This window comes from Geodermatophilus sp. SYSU D00766, assembly GCF_054049915.1.
The window spans coordinates 94,678-112,280 of sequence record NZ_JBJGYI010000010.1 but is presented as its reverse complement, the minus strand read 5'-3'; the positions used below and the strand labels follow the sequence as shown (position 1 = coordinate 112,280).

Here is a 17,603-nt window from a genome sequence, read left to right as displayed (position 1 = left end):
GCGCGGGAGCCGTCCCCGGACCTCACGCGGGGAAGCCGACCGTGACCCGGGCGGTCGAGCCGGCGTCCTCGACCAGCGCCACCAGCCGGCCGGCGGGGTCGACGGCGGCCACCAGCCCCGGGCGGCCGGTCGCGGGCACCCGCTGCCCGTAGCCGAGGGCGCGCGCCTCGTCGTCGGTGAGCCGGCGCTCGGGGAAGACCGCGGTGGCGGCGTCGGGGAGGCCGAGCACGCCCGGCCCGCCGCCGGCGGCCAGCGCGGCCGCGGCCTCCTCGACCGGCGCGGCCTGCGCCGTGGTGAACGGGCCCGACGCGGTGCGGCGCAGCGCGGTGAGGTGGCCGCCGACGCCGAGCGCGGCCCCGGCGTCGCGGGCGATGGCCCGCACGTAGGTGCCCGCGGTGCAGGCCACGGTGACCTCGACGTCGACCAGGTCGGGCGTGGGCCGGGTGAGGCGGTGCACGTCGATGCGGTGCACGGTGACCGGGCGCGGCTCGAGCACCACCTCCTCGCCGGCCCGCACCCGGTCGTAGGAGCGGCGGCCGCCGACCTTGACCGCGCTCACCGAGGAGGGCACCTGCTGCAGGGCGCCGGTCTGGGCGGCGAGCGCGGCGCGGACGGCGTCGTCGTCGAGGGCGGCGGCCGAGGTGGTGGTGAGCACCTCCCCCTCGCGGTCGTCGGTGACCGTCGTCTGCCCGAACCGCACGGTCGCGTCGTAGACCTTGTCCGAGCCGGCGAGGTGGCCCAGCAGCCGTGTGGCGGTCCCGACGCCGAGCACCAGCAGCCCGGTGGCCATGGGGTCGAGGGTGCCGGCGTGGCCGACCCGGCGGACCGAGAGCACCCGCCGGGCGCGGGCGACGACGTCGTGCGAGGTCATCCCGGCGGGTTTGTCGACGAGCAGGACGCCGGGGGTCACGTCGGCGTCGGCGGCGCGGCGGCGGCTCACCTCGGGGTCCCCGCGAAGACGTGGAGCGCCAGCGGAGCGTCTTCGCGGGGTGAGCTCATGTCCCCACCGTCGCAGGTGCCGAGAGCCACCGGTCCCCCGCCACCCGGACCAGGACCGCGACCAGCCGCAGCGCGATGAACGCCGTCAGCCCGGTCCACACGCCGGCCAGGCCCCAGCCGAGGGGGCCGGACAGCAGCGACAGCGGGAGGAACCCGACCAGCGCGGCCCCGACGGTGACGGTGCGCAGGTAGGCGACGTCGCCGGCGCCCATGAGGACGCCGTCGAGGGCGAACACGACGCCGGCCAGCGGCTGGAACCCGGCGAGGAACCACCAGACCAGCTCGGCCTGCGCGCGCACCGCGGGGTCGCCGGTGAACAGCGGGACGAGCAGCTCCCGGCCGGCCAGCAGGAGGGCGGCGACGAGGACGCCGGTGCCCAGGCCCCACAGCGTCACCCGCCGGGCGACGGCGCGGGCCTCGCCGGGGCGCCCGGCGCCGAGGGCGTGCCCGACCAGCGTCTGCGCGGCGATGGCGTAGGCGTCGAGGACCAGCGCGAGGAAGAGGAACAGCTGCAGGGCGATCTGGTGGGCGCCGAGCTGGGCCTGCCCGGCGCGGGCGGCGACGCCGGCCGCGACGAGGAAGGCCAGCTGCAGCACGGTGGCCCGCAGCAGCAGGTCGCGGCCCAGGACCAGCTGGGCCCGGACGGCGGCCGGCCGGAACCGCCGGTCGGCACCCTCGCGCAGCAGCGCCCGCACGAACAGCGCCGCCGTCAGCGACTGGCCGGCGACGTTGGCCACCGCCGACCCCGGCAGCCCCAGCCCGGCGGGGTGCACGAGCAGCGGGCACAGCACCAGGCTGAGCAGGCTGCCGGCCAGCACGAAGCGCACCGGCCGACGCAGGTCCTGCACCCCGCGCAGCCAGCCGTTGCCGGCCAGGGACACCAGCAGCAGCGGCGCGCCGCAGCCGGCGATGCGCAGCCACTGCTCCCCCGCGGCGGCCACCTCGCCGGGCCCGCCGGCCAGCGCGCGGGTCAGCGGCCCGGCGAGGACCTGGAAGAGCACGACGACGGCGGCGCCGAGCAGCAGCGCCAGCCAGGTGGCCTGCACGCCCTCGGCGACGGCGCCGGCGCGGTCCCCCGCCCCGGCGCGACGGGCGGCGCGGGCGGTGGTGCCGTAGGCGAGGAAGTTGAGCAGCGCCGCGGCCCAGGCCAGCAGCCCGCCGCCGACGGCGAGCCCGCCCAGCGCCACGGTGCCCAGGTTGCCGACGACGGCCGTGTCGACGAGCAGGTACAGCGGCTCGGCCGCCAGCACCACCAGTGCCGGCGCCGCCAGCGCGAGGACCGAGGGCCGGCGCGCGGTCACGCCCCGAGCTGCGCGCGCAGTGCCGCGATCGAGCCCCCGAGGTCCAGCCGCGAGGTGTAGCCGGCCGCGGCCCGGTGCCCGCCCCCGCCCAGCGCCATCGCGACGCGCGCGACGTCGGTGCCCCCGCGGGAGCGCAGCGACACCGACCACGTGCCGTCGTCCTGGCCCTTGAGCACGCAGGCGACGTCGGCCTCCGCGGTCGTGCGCACGACGTCGACCAGCGCCTCCAGCTGCTCGCCGGGCAGGCCGTGCTCGGCCGCCTCCGCGCTGCTGGACCAGGTCCACACCAGGCCGCCGCCGACCTCGCGCTCGAGCACCGCGCGGCCGGTCACCGCCGAGAGCAGCCGCAGCCAGCCGAAGGGGGCGGTGTCGAACAGCCGACGGCTGATCGCCGCGTGGTCGATGCCGGTGGCCAGCAGCCGGGCGGCCAGCGCGTGCGTCTCCGGGCGGGTGCTGCCGAAGCGGAAGGAGCCGGTGTCGGCGGCCAGGCCGGCGTAGAGCAGCGTCGCGAGCTGGGCGTCGAGGTCGACGCCGAGCGCGTCGAGCAGGCCGGCGACCAGGACGACGGTCGCCGGTGCCGCCGGGTCGACCAGCCGCACGTCGCCGAAGCCGGGGTTGCTGGCGTGGTGGTCGAGCACCACGGAGGTCCCGGCCCGCTCCAGCAGCGGCGCGAGCTCGCCGAGCCGGGCCGGGGAGGCGGCGTCGAGGCTGACGAAGACGTCCGGGACGGGGTCGACGGCCGTGGACGGCAGCAGCCCCTCGGCGCCCGGCAGCCAGCCCAGGGAGGCCGGCAGCGCGTGCCGGCCCGGGAAGGTCGGGACCACGCGCGCGCCGCGCCGGCGCAGCCCCTCGGCGAGGGCGAGGGTGCTACCCAGCGCGTCGGCGTCGGGCTGCACGTGCCCGGAGAGCACGACGGTCGCCCCGGTGTCGGCGGCCGCGGCCAGCACCGCCTCCGGGGTGCCGACCGCCGGGTGCGTGGGGGTGGCGGTCACGCGCTCAGGCGTCCGGGCCGGGGTCGGCGACCGGGGCGGCGTCGGTGTCCTCGGTGACCAGGCCGCCGCCGGGGGGCAGCGGGGGGCCGCCGTCGTCGGGCTCGTCCTCGGCGATGCTGGGGACCGCGCCGATCTGCCCGGTGCGGCCGCCGTCGGTGGGGTCGCCGGCGTCGGGCTGGGCGCGCCCGCCGAGCTCCGAGCGGCCCAGGCCCTCGTCGGGCAGGTGCGGATCGGGGTCGTTCTCGCTCACGAGGCGTTCCTGCTCTGCTCGGGCGGGACCTCGCCGGCCTCGGCGCTCTCGGCGTCGGGGGCCTCGGCACCGGCGGTCTCGTCGTCGGCCTCGGGGTGCCGGTAGGGGTCGGCGTCCCCCGCGTAGGTGGCGTGCTCGCGCAGCCGGGCCAGCTCGGCGTCGGCGTGCCGGACCCGCTCGAGTGCCTCGTCGAGCTCCCGGGCGGTGTCGGGCACGTGGTCGGCGACGAAGGCCAGCGTCGGCACGAACTTGATGCCGGTCTGCCGGCCGACGGTGGAGCGCAGCACGCCGGTGGCGCTGGCGAGGGCACGCGCGGAGTCGGCGGCCTGGGTCGCGTCGCCGTACACGGTGTAGAAGACGGTGGCCTCGCGCAGGTCGCTGGTGACCCGGGCGTCGGTCACCGTGACCATGCCCAGCCGCGGGTCCTTGATCTGCGACTCGATGGCCGACGAGACGATCTGGCGGATGCGCACCGCGAGCTTGCGGGCGCGGGCGGGATCGGCCACGGCGGACCTCCGGGGATCGGGGGCGCGCGGAGGCGCGCCCTGGTCGGGCAGGGGTGGGCGGGGGCGGCTAGTCGTCGGTGTCGGAGAACAGCTGCCGGTGCGTCGACAGCAGGGTCACCTCCGGCCGCTCGGCCAGCAACCGCTCGCAGGCGTCGAGGACGTCGGTCACCTGACCGGCGTCCCCCGCGACCGTGGCGACGCCGACCTGCACGCGCCGGTGCAGGTCGACGTCGCCCACCTCGGCCGCGGCCACGGCGAAGCGGCGCCGCAGCTCGGCCACGATCGGCCGGACCAGGGCGCGCTTGCCCTTGAGCGAGTGGACGTCGCCCAGCAGCAGGTCGGCGGTCAGCGACCCGGTGAACACCAGGTGCTCCTCCCTCACTGCTGCCGGGCGACGTCCCCGTGCGTCAGGCGCGCGGCTTCTCGCGGACCTCGAAGGTCTCGATGACGTCCTCGACCTTGATGTCGTTGAACGACCCCAGGCCGATGCCGCACTCGTAGCCCTCGCGGACCTCGGTGACGTCGTCCTTGAACCGGCGCAGCGACTCGACGGTGAGGTTGTCGGCGACGACGACCCCGTCACGGACCAGCCGGGCCTTGGAGTTCCGGTTGATCGTGCCGCTGCGGACGATGGAGCCCGCGACGTTGCCGATGCGCGGCACGCGGAAGACCTCGCGGACCTCGGCGGTGCCGAGCGCGACCTCCTCGTACTCCGGCTTGAGCATGCCCTTGAGGGCCGCCTCGATCTCCTCGATCGCCTGGTAGATGACCGAGTAGTACCGGACGTCGATGCCCTCGCGGTTGGCGAGCTCGGTGGCCTGGCCCTCGGCCCGGACGTTGAAGCCCAGGACGATGACGTCGTCGGCCAGCGCCAGGTCGATGTCGCTCTTGGTGATCGACCCGACGCCGCGGTGGATGACCCGCAGCGAGACGTCGTCGCTCACCTCGATCTTCATCAGCGCCTCCTCGAGCGCCTCCACGGTGCCCGAGTTGTCGCCCTTGATGATCAGGTTGAGCTGGCGGTTCTCCTTGAGCGCGGCGTCGAGGTCCTCGAGGCTGATCCGCTTGCGCATCGAGGCGTTCTGCGCGTTGCGGATGCGGGCCTGCCGCCGGTCGGCGATCTGCCGGGCGACGCGGTCCTCCTCGACGACGAGGAAGGTGTCACCGGCACGCGGCACCGAGGTGAGGCCGACGACCTGCACGGGGCGGGCCGGCGAGGCCTCCTTCAGCTTGTTGCCGTACTCGTCGAGCAGCGACCGGACGCGGCCGTAGGCGTCGCCGGCCACGATCGAGTCGCCGACGCGCAGCGTGCCGCGCTGGACGAGCACCGTGGCGACGGGGCCGCGGCCCTTGTCCAGCTTGCCCTCGATGACCACGCCCTGCGGGTCCTGCTCGGCGTTGGCGCGCAGGTCCAGCGAGGCGTCGGCGGTCAGCAGGATCGCCGCGAGCAGGTCGTCGATGCCCTGCCGGGTGGTCGCGGAGACGTCGACGAACATCGTGTCGCCGCCGTACTCCTCGGCCACCAGGCCGTACTCGGTGAGCTGCTGGCGGATCTTGGCGGGGTTGGCCCCCTCCTTGTCCACCTTGTTGACCGCGACCACGATCGGCACCGCGGCGGCCTGGGCGTGGTTGAGCGCCTCGACCGTCTGCGGCATGACGCCGTCGTCGGCGGCCACGACCAGGACGACGATGTCGGTCACCTTCGCCCCACGGGCACGCATCGCGGTGAACGACTCGTGACCCGGGGTGTCGATGAAGGTGATCGGGCGCTCCTCGCCCTCCAGCTCGGTGAGCACCTGGTAGGCGCCGATGTGCTGGGTGATGCCGCCGGCCTCCCGCGCCACCACGTTGGTGTTGCGGACGGCGTCGAGCAGCTTGGTCTTGCCGTGGTCGACGTGACCCATGACGGTGACGACCGGCGGACGGGCCACCCAGTCGTCCTCGTCGCCCTCGTCGCCGAAGGTGAGGTCGAAGGTCTCGAGGAGCTCGCGGTCCTCGTCCTCCGGCGAGACGACCTGGATGTCCCAGCCGATCTCGGCACCGAGCAGCTGCAGGGTGTCCTCGTTGACCGACTGCGTCGCGGTGACCATCTCGCCCAGGTGGAACAGGGCGGTCACCAGCGCCGCCGGCTGGGCGCCGATGCGCTCGGCCAGGTCGGTCAGCGACGCGCCGCGGGGCAGGCGGACGACCTGCCCGTTGCCGCGGGGCAGGCTGACGCCGCCCATGCTGGGCGCCGCCATCTGGTCGAACTCCTGGCGCCGCTGCTTCTTGCTCTTGCGCCCGCGGACGGGACCGCGCCCGCCCGGACGGCCGAAGGCACCCGCGGTGCCGGCACCGGAGCCACCGCGGCCACGGCCGCGACCGCCACCGCCGCTGCGGAACCCGCCGGCCGGCGCGCCGCCGCCGCCACCGGGGCCACCGCCACCGGGACGGAAGCCACCGCCACCACCCGGGGCACCCGGGCGGCCACGGCCGCCGGGACCACCGGGACCACCGCCGGGACGGCCGGCACCGGCCGGACGCGGCGGCATCATGCCCGGCGAGGGCCGGGGCGGCATCATGCCCGGGTTGGGCCGGGGACCACCCGGACCGGCCGCGGGACGCGGGCCACCGGCACCGGGACCCGGACGCGGGCCACCGGGACGGGGACCACCGGCGCCGGGCGCGGGGCGCGGACCGCCGGCACCGGGACCCGGACGCGGGCCACCGGCCGCCGGACCCGGGCGCGGGCCGGCCGCGGCCGGACGCGGCGCGCTGCTGAAGGGGTTGTTGCCCGGCCGCGGAGCCGGGCGGGGACCCGGACGCGGACCGGCACCCGGGGCGCCCGGAGCGGCGGCGGGACCGCCGGGACGGGGAGCGCCGGGAGCCGCCGGACGCGGGGCGGCCGGACGGGCCGGACCGGGGACGGGGCCACCGGCCGGACGCTGCGCCGGCGCACCCGGACGCGGGGCGCCGGGAGCCGCCGGACGCGGACCCTGCGGCGCGGCCGGCTGCTGCACCGGAGCACTGGCCGCCGGAGCGCTGGCCGCCGGGGCGCTGGCGGCCGGCGCCTGGGGCGCGACCGGTCGCGGACCGGGGGTCGGGGCACCGGGACGCGGCGCACCCGGGCGCGGGCCCGGGGTCTGGCCGACCGACGGAGCGGGCGCCGCCGGAGCGGCGGGCGCCTGCGCGGCGGGCTGCGGCGCGGACGGGCGCGGGGCGGCCGGGCGGGCCGCGGGAGCCGCGCTCCCGTTGCCGCCGTTGCCGCCGTTGCCACCGCCGGTCGCGGCGCCGAGGGCCTCCCGCAGCCGCCGGGCCACGGGGGCCTCGACGGTGGAGGAGGCGGACTTCACGAACTCGCCCTGCTCCTTGAGCTTGGCGAGCACGGTCTTGCTGTCGACCCCGAACTCCTTGGCGAGTTCGTGGACGCGGGCTTTGCCTGGCACGGATCTCCTCTGGTGAGGCCGGCGGCTCGCCCGCGCGACCTCGTCGTCAGTGGTGCATGGTCTGGCTTGTCATCGTGGGGACTTCACGGCTGACTCATCCGACGACGTCCTGCTCTCGACGTGCGGACCGGCCGGGTGCCGGTCCGTCTGGGGTGCGGTCTGTCGTTCGTTCGGTGTCGCCCGTCCCGGGTCGTGGTCCCCCTGCGCCGCGGCGCCGAGGACGTGGGCCCGGAGCGGACCGGCCTCCACCGCGGCGCCGCCTCCGGGGAGGCGCAGCGCCCGGGGGAAGGCCCGGCGTCGCTCCGCTGCGTGCAGGCACTCCGGGGTGGGGTGCAGGGACGCTCCCCGGCCGGGGAGCCTCCTCCGCGGATCGGGCACGAGGGTCCCGGACCGGTGGACGACACGCAGCAGGTCGGTGACCGGAGCGCGCTTCCGGCAGCCCACACAGGTGCGCACCGGGATCGACGTTTCGGCCACCCGTCATCCTAGCGCGCGGCGGGCCCCCGTTGTTCCGGGCGCCGGGCACCGGGGCGCAGGCCCCCTCCGCCGGGGGACGGACGGCCGCCGGCGGCGCCGGCGCGCACCGGCGGCGGACCCGAGCGCAGCGGCGGGCGCCCCACCCCGGGCGAGGGCGTCGCGTCGTCGGCCTGGGCGTCGCTGCGGATGTCGATGCGGCAGCCGGTCAGCCGGGCGGCCAGGCGGGCGTTCTGCCCCTCCTTGCCGATGGCCAGTGACAGCTGGTAGTCGGGGACGACGACGCGCACCGCCTTGGCCTTGGGGTCGACCAGCGTCGCGCTGTTCACCCGGGCCGGGCTCAGCGCCGAGGCGACGAAGGTGGCCGGGTCGTCGGACCAGTCGACGATGTCGATCTTCTCGCCGTGCAGCTCGCTCATGACGTTGCGCACCCGCTGGCCCATCGGCCCGATGCAGGCGCCCTTGGCGTTGAGGCCGGGCACGGAGGTGCGGACGGCGATCTTCGAGCGGTGCCCGGCCTCGCGGGCGACGGCGACGATCTCGACGCTGCCGTCGGCGATCTCGGGGACCTCGAGCGCGAACAGCTTGCGCACCAGGTTCGGGTGGGTGCGCGAGACGGTCACCTGGGGGCCGCGGTAGGTGCGCGACACCGACACGACGTAGGCGCGCAGCCGGCTGCCGTGCGGGTAGCGCTCGCCGGGCACCTGCTCGGCGGCCGGGAGCACCGCCTCGACCTTGCCGATGTCGACCAGGACCGAGCCCTGGGCGTTGCGGCGGGCGTCGGCCTGGACGACGCCGCTGACGATGTCGCCCTCCTTGCCCGCGTACTCCCCGAAGGTCTGCTCGTGCTCGGCGTCGCGCAGCCGCTGGACGATCACCTGCTTGGCGGTGCTGGCCGCGATCCGGCCGAAGTCGGAGGGGGTGTCGTCCCACTCGCGCACGACCTCGCCGTCGGCGCCGAGCTCCTGGGCGAGCACCGCGACCTCGCCGCTCTTGCGGTCCACGTGCACCCGCACGTGCTTGGCGGCGCCGTCGGCGTGCCGGTAGGCGGTCACCAGCGCCGTCTCGATGGCCTCGATGACCGTGTCGGCGGGGATGCCCTTCTCCCGCTCGACCGCCTTGAGGGCGGTCACGTCGATGTTCACTGTCCTCCTCCGTCGTCGCCCTCGTCGTCGTCCGCCGGGTCGTCGTGCAGGTCGTCGTCGTGCAGGTCCTCGTCCGCCGGGTCGTCGAGCAGGTCCTCGTCGTGCAGGTCCTCGTCGTGGGCGGCGCCGTCGTCGCGGGTGGGGCGGCCGAACTCGACCTGCACCCGGCCGGCGCCCAGCTGCGCCCACGGCACCTGCCGCGGGGTGGGCGGCTTGCGCTTGGCGCCGGGCTTGCCCGGCTTCTCGACGGCGAGGGTGACCCCGGCGTCGTCGACGGCGGTGACCCGCCCGGTCACCTGCTCGGCGGCGCCGGCCGGGCCGACGGTGACCGCGACCAGCCGGCCGGTGTTGCGCCGCCAGTGCCGCGGCTCGGTCAGCGGCCGGTCGACGCCGGGGCTGGTCACCTCGAGCACGTAGGGGGCGCGGCCGAGCTCGCCGTCCTCGCGGTCGAGCACGGCGGAGACGGCCCGGCTGACCTCGGCGACGTCGTCGAGGGACACGCCCTCGTCGCGGTCGACGACGACCCGGACGACGCTGCGCCGGCCGGCGGGGGTGACCACCAGCTCCTCGAGGTCGTACCCGGCGGCGGTGACGACCGGCTCGATCCAGCCGGCGAGCCTCGTCGCGGCCGGGTCCTGCTGACGCGTGGCGGACACGGGCTCCCTCCCCTCTGCACCGGTCGGAGCTCGTGCTCGGCGGACCGCACTCCCCGGGCACCGCGGCTCGGCGGCGCGCACGCGCGGCCGCTGACGGCGACGTACCCGGGAGGGAGTCAGGCTACCGCTCCCCCGCGGCACCGGTCCCGGCCGCTCCGGGGCGGGACACCGCGACGGCCGACCCGCCCGTCGCTGTCGGCGACGCGACCGGGCGCCTGGGAGGATGGCCGCGATGTCGACCTCCTCCCCCGCCGGGTTCTCCCGGCGCCGGCTGCTGGCCGGCGCCACCGGGCTGGCGCTGCTGGCGGCCGGGTGCACCTCCGGCGAGGACGGCGGCGGCTCCGCCGGCGAGGCCGCGCGGTCCGCCGAGCAGGACGACCGGCTGGCCGGCCAGGTGCCCGTGCAGGAGGCGGTGGTGGCCGCCTACGACGCCGCCGTGGCCGCCGACCCGGCGCTCGGCGGCCGGGTGACTCCCCTCGCCGCGCAGGCGCGCGAGCAGCTCGACCGGCTGCGGGAGGCGGCACCCACCGCGACCGCCCCGCCGACGGCGCCCGCGCCCGCGCCCCCGGCCGGTGCGGACCCGCTGGGCTGGCTGCGCGAGCAGGTCGCCGCCGCCGCGGCCTCCCACGCCGACGCGTGCCTGGACGCCTCGGGCGCGCGGGCGGCGCTGCTGGGGTCGGTGGCGGCCGGCCTGCGCGGTCACGAGGCCGCGCTGGTGTGAGGGCTGCTCTGGTGAGGAGGCACCGACGTGACCGCTGACGGGACGGAGACCGGCGGGGAGGACCGCGCCCTGCGGGAGGCCCTGGCCGCCGAGCACGCGGCGGTGTGGGGCCACGGCGTCGTCGGCGCGGCGCTGCCGCCGGCGGGGCGCGCGCCGGCGGTGGACGGGGAGCAGGCCCACCGCGACGTCCGCGACCGGCTGGCCGCGCTGCTCGACGAGCGCGACGCCGACCCGGTGCCGGCCGAGGCGGGCTACGAGCTGCCCTTCCCGGTGCTGTCGCCGGTCGACGCCGCCGCGCTCGGCGCCGTCCTCGAGGAGGGCGTCTCGGCGAGCTGGGTGGCGCTGCTCGACGCCGCGGAGGACACCGGCGTCCGCCGGCTGGCCCTCGACGCGCTCGTGGCCGCGGAGGTCCGCGCCGTCGCCTGGCGCGCCGCGGCCGGCCGGCCGGAGACCACCGCGGCGCTGCCAGGAATCTCCTAGCCCAGGGCGCCGAGGAAGGCGTCAGTGACGGCGACGGCGGTGCTGCTGGACTGCCCGCCCTCGACCAGCACCGCGAACGCGACGTCGCCCTGCGGGCCGGCGAGCTGGTAGCCCACGAACCAGCCGTGCGCGTCGGGCGGGGTGTTGCTGCCGAACTCCGCGGTGCCGGTCTTCCCGTACACCTCGCCGCGGTCGGCGAGCTCCCGCGCGGTGCCGCTGAGGACCACCTGGCGCATCAGCGGCCGGAGCTGGTCGAGCACCGCCGGGGCCGGGCCGGCCGGGGCGGGACCGGCCGGCTCGGCGCCCACCACCTCGACGGGGACGGCCGGGGTCCCGGCCGCGACACCGGCGGCCACCAGCGCCATCTGGACCGGGCTCATCAGCACCTGGCCCTGGCCGATGGCGTCGGCCGCCCTGGTCGTGCCGGTGGAGTCCGACGGGACGCTGCCGGAGAACAGCTCGACGGGGAGCTGCCAGTCGCTGCCGACGCCGTAGGAGGCGGCCGCGGCGGCCAGCGCGTCGTCGGGCAGCTGCAGGGCGGTCTCGATGAAGGTCGTGTTGCAGGACTGGGCGAAGGCCTCGGTGAACGGCACGGTGCCGAGGTCGAACTGGTCCTGGTTCTCGAACTCCCGGCCGTCGACGACCGTCGTCCCCGGGCACGGGACCGGGGTGTCGGGGGTCACCGTGCCGGCCGACAGCAGCGCCGTCGCGGTGATCGTCTTCATGCTCGAGCCGGGCGGGTACTGCCCGGTCAGCGCGTTGCCGGCCGCGGCGGCCTCGTTGGAGGAGACGGCGAGCAGCTCGCCGGTGCCCGGCCGCACGACGACCAGGTGGGTGGGCAGCGGCTGGGTGGCGACGGCGCCGTCGGCGGCCTCCTGCAGCGCGCGGACGATCGGCGTCTGCAGCGGGCTGCCGGGCACCGGCGCGACGGCGGCCACCTCGCGGCCGGGGTCGCCGGTGGCCTCGTCGGTGCTGACCACCGAGACGGTGTAGCCGGGGGTGCCGGTGAGCTGCTCCTGGAAGGCCCGCTGCAGGCCGGACAGGCCCAGCTGGTCGCCGGCGGCGTAGGCGGCGACCCCGTCGGTGGTGGTCTCCTCGATCACCTCGGCGGTGGCCTCGCCGACCCGGCCGAGCAGTGCGGCGGCGAAGCGGGGGGACGGGGCGAGCAGCCGGGTGTCGGTGGGGAAGACGGCGCCGGGGAGGTCGAACACCTGCGCGCGGATGGCCTCGAACTGCGGCCGGCGCAGGGTGATGACGGGCACGAACTGGCCGGGCGGGGCGGCCTGGACGTCGGCGGTGATCTCCTCGGCGGCGACGCCGGTGGCCGCCGACAGCGCCGAGGCGAGCGCCGGCAGGTCGGTGACCTGGGCGGTGTCGACGCCGACGTTGACCACCTCGGTGGGGGCGAACAGCGGCTGGCCGGCGGCGTCGGTGATCGCGGCGCGTTCGGGCAGCGAGCGGGTCAGCTGCAGGCGCTGCCCCTCCCCCAGCTCGGGGTGCACCAGCGCCGGCCCGGCGACGACCTCCCAGCCCTCCGCGGCCTCCCGCAGCTCGAGGGTGGCGTCGTAGGTCCAGTCCGGAGCCGCGGCGAGGTCCCAGGTGGCGGTCCAGGCGGCGGTGGCGGTGCCGTCGTCGACGGCGACGTCGCCGAGCTCGGCGGCCAGCGTGGCGCCGGGCAGGTCGGTGGCGGTCTGCTCGAGCAGTGCGGTGGTCGCGGTGGGGTCGCTGGTGCCCGCGGCGGCCGCGTCGGTGTCGCCGCCGGTCCAGTCGTCGAGGAAGGCCTGGGCGGCGGCGCGGACGTCGTCCTCGGAGCTGCCCGAGCAGGCCGTGAGGACGGGTGCGGACAGGAGGGTGAGGACCGTGCCGAGGACCGCCGTGCGTCGTGCTGCCACGTCGGCACACCCTGTCAGACGGTGACGACGATCCGCGGGAGGCTAGAAGAGGACGCTGGCGTAGCAGCCGACCTCGGCGAACCCGACGCGGCGGTACACCGCGCGGGCCGGGGCGTTGTAGTCGTTCACGTAGAGACTGACGACGGGGGCGATCGCGGTCCGCGCGTACTCGACGACGGCGGCCATCCCGGCCGCGCCGATCCCGCGGCCCCGCACCTCCGGCGCGGTCCACACGCCCTGCACCTGGCAGGCCGCGCGCGACACCGCCCCGATCTCGGCCTTGAACAGCACCCGGCCGTCCTCGATCCAGGCCAGCGACTGCCCGGCGCGCACCAGGTCCTCGACCCGCGCGCGGTAGCCGGCGCCGCCGTCGACCCGCAGCGGGCTGACCCCGACCTCCTCGGTGAACATGGCCACCGCGGCGGGCAGCAGCACGTCGACCTCGGACGGGCGGACCGGCCGCACCCGCGGCTCGGGGACGACGGCCGGCGGGCCCTCGATGGCCAGCAGCGGCTGCCGGGGCCGGTGGTCGCGGGCCGGCCCCCAGGAGGGCTCGAGCTGCTCCCACAGCGGGTCGACGGCGGCGGCCGGGCCGACGATCGTCGAGCAGCGCCGCCCGGCCCGCCGGGCCCGCTCGGCGAAGGCGGTGGCGGCGGCCCGCTCGGCGCCGGGGACGGCGAACGGGATCAGGTTGGCCCCGGCCAGGCAGACCGCGTCGAGGCTGCGGCCGCTGCCGATGCCCCACAGCGGCGCGCCGAGCGCCGTCGGGGCGGTGCCGACCGCCTCCACCCGGCCGGCGAGCACGCAGGCCGCGACCGGGTCGGCGGCCAGCAGGCGGCGGACGGCCGCCTCGTCGCCCTCGTCGAGGACGCGGGCGGTCGGTGAGCGGAGCACGGGCGGAGCGGGAGGTCAGCCGACGCTGACGACCGGCGGGCCGGAGGCGACGCCGTCGTCGAGCTGCTCGCCGGCGAGCCGCATGGCCTCCTCGATGAGCGTCTCGACGATCTGCGACTCGGGCACGGTCTTGATGACCTCGCCCTTGACGAAGATCTGGCCCTTGCCGTTGCCGGAGGCCACACCGAGGTCGGCCTCGCGGGCCTCGCCGGGGCCGTTGACGACGCAGCCCATGACGGCCACCCGCAGCGGCACCTCCATGCCCTCGAGTCCGGCGGTGACCTCGTCGGCGAGCTTGTAGACGTCGACCTGGGCGCGGCCGCACGACGGGCAGCTGACGATCTCCAGCCCACGCTGCCTGAGGTTGAGCGACTCGAGGATCTGGTTGCCGACCTTGACCTCCTCCGCGGGCGGCGCGGAGAGGGAGACGCGGATGGTGTCGCCGATGCCCTGGCTGAGCAGGGCGCCGAAGGCGACGGCGGACTTGATGGTGCCCTGGAAGGCGGGGCCGGCCTCGGTGACGCCGAGGTGCAGCGGGTAGTCGCACTGCGCGGCGAGCAGCTCGTAGGCGCGCACCATGACGACGGGGTCGTTGTGCTTGACCGAGATCTTGATGTCGCGGAAGTCGTGCTCCTCGAACAGCGAGCACTCCCACAGCGCCGACTCGACCAGCGCCTCGGGCGTGGCCCTGCCGTACTTGGCCAGCAGCCGCTTGTCCAGCGAGCCGGCGTTGACGCCGATGCGGATCGGGATGCCGGCCGCCTTGGCCGCCCTGGCGATGTCGCCGACCTTGTCGTCGAACTTCTTGATGTTGCCGGGGTTCACGCGCACGGCGGCGCAGCCGGCGTCGATCGCGGCGAAGACGTAGCGCGGCTGGAAGTGGATGTCGGCGATGACCGGGATCTGCGACTTGCGGGCGATGACCGGCAGCGCCTCGGCGTCGTCGGTGTCGGGGACGGCGACGCGCACGATCTGGCAGCCCGACGCGGTGAGCTCGGCGATCTGCTGCAGCGTGGCGTTGACGTCGGCGGTCTTCGTCGTCGTCATCGACTGCACGCTGACGGGGTGGTCGCTGCCGACGCCGACGTCGCCCACCATGAGCTGGCGGGTCTTGCGCCGGGGCGCGAGGACGGGCGGGGGCAGTGCGGGCATGCCGAGACCGACGGAGGTCGCCATGACCCCGAGTATCCCCGCTGCGGCGGGAGGAGCGCCGACGCCTACCGGAGTGTGATCGGGTTGACGACGTCGGCGACGAGCAGCAGCCCCGACAGGGCGATGAACAGCCCGGCGACGACGTAGGCGACCGGCATCAGGCGGGCGATGTCGAACGGGCCGGGGTCGGGCCGGCCGCGCAGTCGGGCGACGACGGAGCGGGCCTTCTCGTACAGCGCCCCGGCCACGTGACCGCCGTCGAGCGGGTAGATCGGCAGCAGGTTGAACAGGAACAGCACGAGGTTGACGCTGGCCAGCAGGCTGAGGAAGAAGCTGAGCTTCTCCGCGCCGCTGAACTCCTGGATGGCGAAGACCTCACCGGAGATCCGGCCGACGCCGACCACGCCGATGGGCCCGTTCTCGTCGCGCTCCTCGCCCAGGAACGCCGCGCGGAACAGCTGGGGGACCTTCTCGGGGATCTCGACCAGCCGCTGCACCGACTGGCTGACCACCGTGCCGAAGTAGCCGGGCAGGTCGGCGACGGACTGGCGGGCGAAGCCGACCACCGGGCCGACGCCGAGGTAGCCGGCGGTCACCGTGCCGTCCTCGGTGGCGATGACGTTCTCGATCGGGGTGACGGTCAGGTCGCGGCGCTCGCCGTCGCGCTCGACGACGAGGTCCAGCGGCTCCCCCGCCGAGCCGCGGATCGCCGACTGCACCACCGTCCAGCTGTCGTGGGCGGTGGGGTCGACCGGCTGCCCGTCGATGGCGACGATCGTGTCGCCCGGCCGCAGGCCCGCCTCGGCCGCGGGGCTGGGCACCGGGCGGGCGCAGTTCGCGCTGCCCTCCTCGCAGACCTGCCCGGCGTCGGCGCCGCTGGTGACGATCAGGATGTCGCAGACGTCGCTGCGGTCGGCCTCGGCGACGGCGATGCTCTCGGCCCCGGCCGGCACGACGCACGCGGGGACGGTCTGCACCTGGGTGGTGATGACGTTCGTGCCGATCGCGGTGAGCGTGATCGTGAAGAACAGGACGGCCAGGACCAGGTTGTGCAGCGGCCCGGCGGCCATGACGACCACGCGCTGCCACCAGGGCTTGGCGTAGAAGACCCGGCCGGCGTCGCTGGGCAGGACGTCGTTGAGCGCCTGGCCGCGCACCTCGGCGATGAAGCTGCGCATCCGGGTGGCGCGCGTGCTCTCGCCCTCCTCGGCCGGCGGGATCATGCCGACGATGCGGACGTAGCCGCCCAGCGGGATGGCCTTGATGCCGTACTCGGTCTCGCCCCGGCGCCGGGAGAAGACCGTCGGCCCGAACCCGACCATGAACTGCGGCACCCGCATGCCGAACTTCCGCGCCCACCAGAAGTGCCCGGCCTCGTGGAAGGCGATGGAGGCGAGCAGCCCGACGGCGAACGCGACGATCCCGAGGACCGTCAGGAGGGTGCTCAGCTCTGACCTCCGACGAGGGCGGCGCGGGCGTGCTGCCGGGCCCAGCGCTCGGCGGCCAGCACGTCGTCCACGCAGGTGGGGGCGCCGAGGTCCGGCGCGTCGTCGAGCGTACGCGCGACCAGGCCCACGACGTCCGGGAAACGCAGCCGGCCGGCGAGGAACGCCGCGACCGCCTCCTCGTTGGCGGCGTTGAACACCGCCGGGACGACGCCGCCGGCCTCCCCCGCGGCGCGCGCCAGCCGGACGGCGGGGAACGCGTCGTCGTCCAGCGGCGCGAACTCCCACGTGCTCGCCGTCGACCAGTCGAGGGCCGGCTGCACGTGCGGCAGCCGGTCGGGCCAGGCCAGGGCCAGCGCGATCGGCAGCCGCATGTCCGGCGGGCTGGCCTGGGCGAGGGTGGCGCCGTCGGTGAAGGTGACCATCGAGTGCACGATCGACTGCGGGTGCACCACGACGTCGATGTCGGCGTAGGGGACGCCGAAGAGCAGGTGCGCCTCGATGAGCTCCAGGCCCTTGTTGACCAGGGTCGCGGAGTTGATCGTCACGACCGGGCCCATGTCCCACGTCGGGTGCGCCAGCGCCTGGTCGGGCGTGACGTCGGCGAGGTCGGCGGCGTCGCGGCCGCGGAACGGCCCGCCGCTGGCGGTGAGCACCAGCCGGGCCACCTCGTCGGGCCGCCCGCCGCGCAGGCACTGGGCCAGCGCCGAGTGCTCGGAGTCGACCGGCACCAGCTGGCCGGGCGCGGCCGCGGCGGTGACCAGGTCGCCGCCGGCGACCAGCGACTCCTTGTTGGCCAGGGCGACGACGGTGCCGGCCCGGAGCGCCGCGAGCGTGGGGCCCAGGCCGATCGAGCCGGTGATGCCGTTGAGGACGACGTCGGCGGGGCGGGCGGCCAGCTCCTCGGCCGCCCGCGGGCCGGCGAGGATCTCCGGCAGCGCGTACTCGCCCTTCGCCCACCCGCGCCGCGACGCCGCCGCGTAGAACGCCAGCTGCAGGTCCTGGGCCGCCGTCGCGCGGGCGACGGCCACGGTGCGCACGCCGAGGGTGAGGGCCTGCTCGGCCAGCCGGGCGACGTCCCCGCCGCCGGCGGCCAGCGCGGTGATCCGCAGCCGGTCGGGGTTCTGCCCGGCGACCGCGATCGCCTGCCGGCCGATCGAGCCGGTGGAGCCCAGCACGGTCACCTCGCGCGGCTCGCTCATGCGGTGATCCTGCCAACCCCGTCCCAGGAGCGGTATCAGGCCCCAGGGGACCCACCTGCCCCTCCTGCC

Annotated in this window: 17 protein-coding genes and 1 pseudogene; 2 read left to right on the top strand and 16 right to left on the bottom strand. The window is 76.5% G+C overall.

From position 1 onward, the window contains the following. Positions 1-22: 22 nt before the first annotated feature. From truB to rimP, 11 genes and pseudogenes are all read right to left on the bottom strand, one after another. A complete protein-coding gene (truB, locus tag ACI8AD_RS10775; RefSeq protein WP_456870515.1) occupies positions 23-940 on the bottom strand; it encodes a tRNA pseudouridine(55) synthase TruB in 918 nt (305 codons plus the stop codon). 55 nt (positions 941-995) lie between these two features. Further along, positions 996-2,300: an MATE family efflux transporter gene (locus ACI8AD_RS10770; protein ID WP_456870514.1), complete on the bottom strand. Its 1,305-nt coding sequence runs from the start codon at positions 2,298-2,300 to the stop codon at positions 996-998. Beyond that, a complete protein-coding gene (locus ACI8AD_RS10765) occupies positions 2,297-3,292 on the bottom strand; it encodes a DHH family phosphoesterase (RefSeq protein WP_456870513.1) in 996 nt (331 codons plus the stop codon). Before ACI8AD_RS10765 ends, ACI8AD_RS10770 begins: the two co-directional genes overlap by 4 nt. Positions 3,293-3,296: 4 nt before the next feature. Next, positions 3,297-3,542 carry a hypothetical protein gene (locus ACI8AD_RS10760; protein ID WP_456870512.1) on the bottom strand — a complete coding sequence of 82 codons (246 nt, stop codon included), beginning with the start codon at positions 3,540-3,542 and terminating at the stop codon, positions 3,297-3,299. After that, positions 3,539-4,048: a 30S ribosome-binding factor RbfA gene (gene rbfA, locus ACI8AD_RS10755; protein ID WP_456870511.1), complete on the bottom strand. Its 510-nt coding sequence runs from the start codon at positions 4,046-4,048 to the stop codon at positions 3,539-3,541. The genes ACI8AD_RS10760 and rbfA overlap by 4 nt, the downstream gene beginning before the upstream one ends. A gap of 67 nt (positions 4,049-4,115) precedes the next feature. After that, entirely contained in the window at positions 4,116-4,430 is a 315-nt protein-coding gene (locus tag ACI8AD_RS10750; RefSeq protein ID WP_456870510.1) for a DUF503 domain-containing protein, read from the bottom strand. Between the two features lie 25 nt (positions 4,431-4,455). After that, entirely contained in the window at positions 4,456-6,288 is a 1,833-nt protein-coding gene (gene infB, locus ACI8AD_RS10745; RefSeq protein ID WP_456870526.1) for a translation initiation factor IF-2, read from the bottom strand. A gap of 1,041 nt (positions 6,289-7,329) precedes the next feature. Beyond that, positions 7,330-7,473: pseudogene (locus ACI8AD_RS10740) on the bottom strand (translation initiation factor IF-2 N-terminal domain-containing protein); the annotation flags it as partial. 69 nt (positions 7,474-7,542) lie between these two features. Next, positions 7,543-7,917 carry a YlxR family protein gene (locus tag ACI8AD_RS10735; RefSeq protein ID WP_456870525.1) on the bottom strand — a complete coding sequence of 125 codons (375 nt, stop codon included), beginning with the start codon at positions 7,915-7,917 and terminating at the stop codon, positions 7,543-7,545. Between the two features lie 41 nt (positions 7,918-7,958). Continuing rightward, positions 7,959-9,092 carry a transcription termination factor NusA gene (gene nusA, locus ACI8AD_RS10730; RefSeq protein ID WP_456870509.1) on the bottom strand — a complete coding sequence of 378 codons (1,134 nt, stop codon included), beginning with the start codon at positions 9,090-9,092 and terminating at the stop codon, positions 7,959-7,961. Further along, entirely contained in the window at positions 9,089-9,748 is a 660-nt protein-coding gene (gene rimP / locus ACI8AD_RS10725; RefSeq protein WP_456870508.1) for a ribosome maturation factor RimP, read from the bottom strand. The genes nusA and rimP overlap by 4 nt, the downstream gene beginning before the upstream one ends. Positions 9,749-9,980: 232 nt before the next feature. Here rimP and ACI8AD_RS10720 point away from each other — a divergent pair, with 232 nt between their 5' ends. Beyond that, positions 9,981-10,469: a hypothetical protein gene (locus tag ACI8AD_RS10720; RefSeq protein ID WP_456870507.1), complete on the top strand. Its 489-nt coding sequence runs from the start codon at positions 9,981-9,983 to the stop codon at positions 10,467-10,469. Between the two features lie 27 nt (positions 10,470-10,496). Next, positions 10,497-10,949 (top strand): ferritin-like domain-containing protein, encoded by a 453-nt coding sequence (locus ACI8AD_RS10715; RefSeq protein WP_456870506.1) that lies wholly within the window; start codon positions 10,497-10,499, stop codon positions 10,947-10,949. On the opposite strand, the gene ACI8AD_RS10710 is transcribed toward ACI8AD_RS10715, so the two are convergent. From ACI8AD_RS10710 to dxr, 5 genes are read right to left on the bottom strand one after another with little or no spacing between them, the layout of a single operon-like run. Next, a complete protein-coding gene (locus tag ACI8AD_RS10710; protein ID WP_456870505.1) occupies positions 10,946-12,841 on the bottom strand; it encodes a penicillin-binding transpeptidase domain-containing protein in 1,896 nt (631 codons plus the stop codon). The genes ACI8AD_RS10715 and ACI8AD_RS10710 overlap by 4 nt on opposite strands. 42 nt (positions 12,842-12,883) lie before the next feature. After that, a complete protein-coding gene (locus tag ACI8AD_RS10705; protein ID WP_456870504.1) occupies positions 12,884-13,735 on the bottom strand; it encodes a GNAT family N-acetyltransferase in 852 nt (283 codons plus the stop codon). A gap of 15 nt (positions 13,736-13,750) precedes the next feature. Beyond that, entirely contained in the window at positions 13,751-14,911 is a 1,161-nt protein-coding gene (gene ispG, locus ACI8AD_RS10700; RefSeq protein WP_456870503.1) for a flavodoxin-dependent (E)-4-hydroxy-3-methylbut-2-enyl-diphosphate synthase, read from the bottom strand. 41 nt (positions 14,912-14,952) lie between these two features. After that, on the bottom strand, positions 14,953-16,308 hold the full coding sequence (locus ACI8AD_RS10695) for a M50 family metallopeptidase (RefSeq protein ID WP_456870524.1): 1,356 nt from the start codon (positions 16,306-16,308) through the stop codon (positions 14,953-14,955). Positions 16,309-16,331: 23 nt separating this feature from the next. Beyond that, positions 16,332-17,534 carry a 1-deoxy-D-xylulose-5-phosphate reductoisomerase gene (gene dxr / locus ACI8AD_RS10690; RefSeq protein ID WP_456870502.1) on the bottom strand — a complete coding sequence of 401 codons (1,203 nt, stop codon included), beginning with the start codon at positions 17,532-17,534 and terminating at the stop codon, positions 16,332-16,334. Positions 17,535-17,603 lie beyond the last annotated feature (69 nt).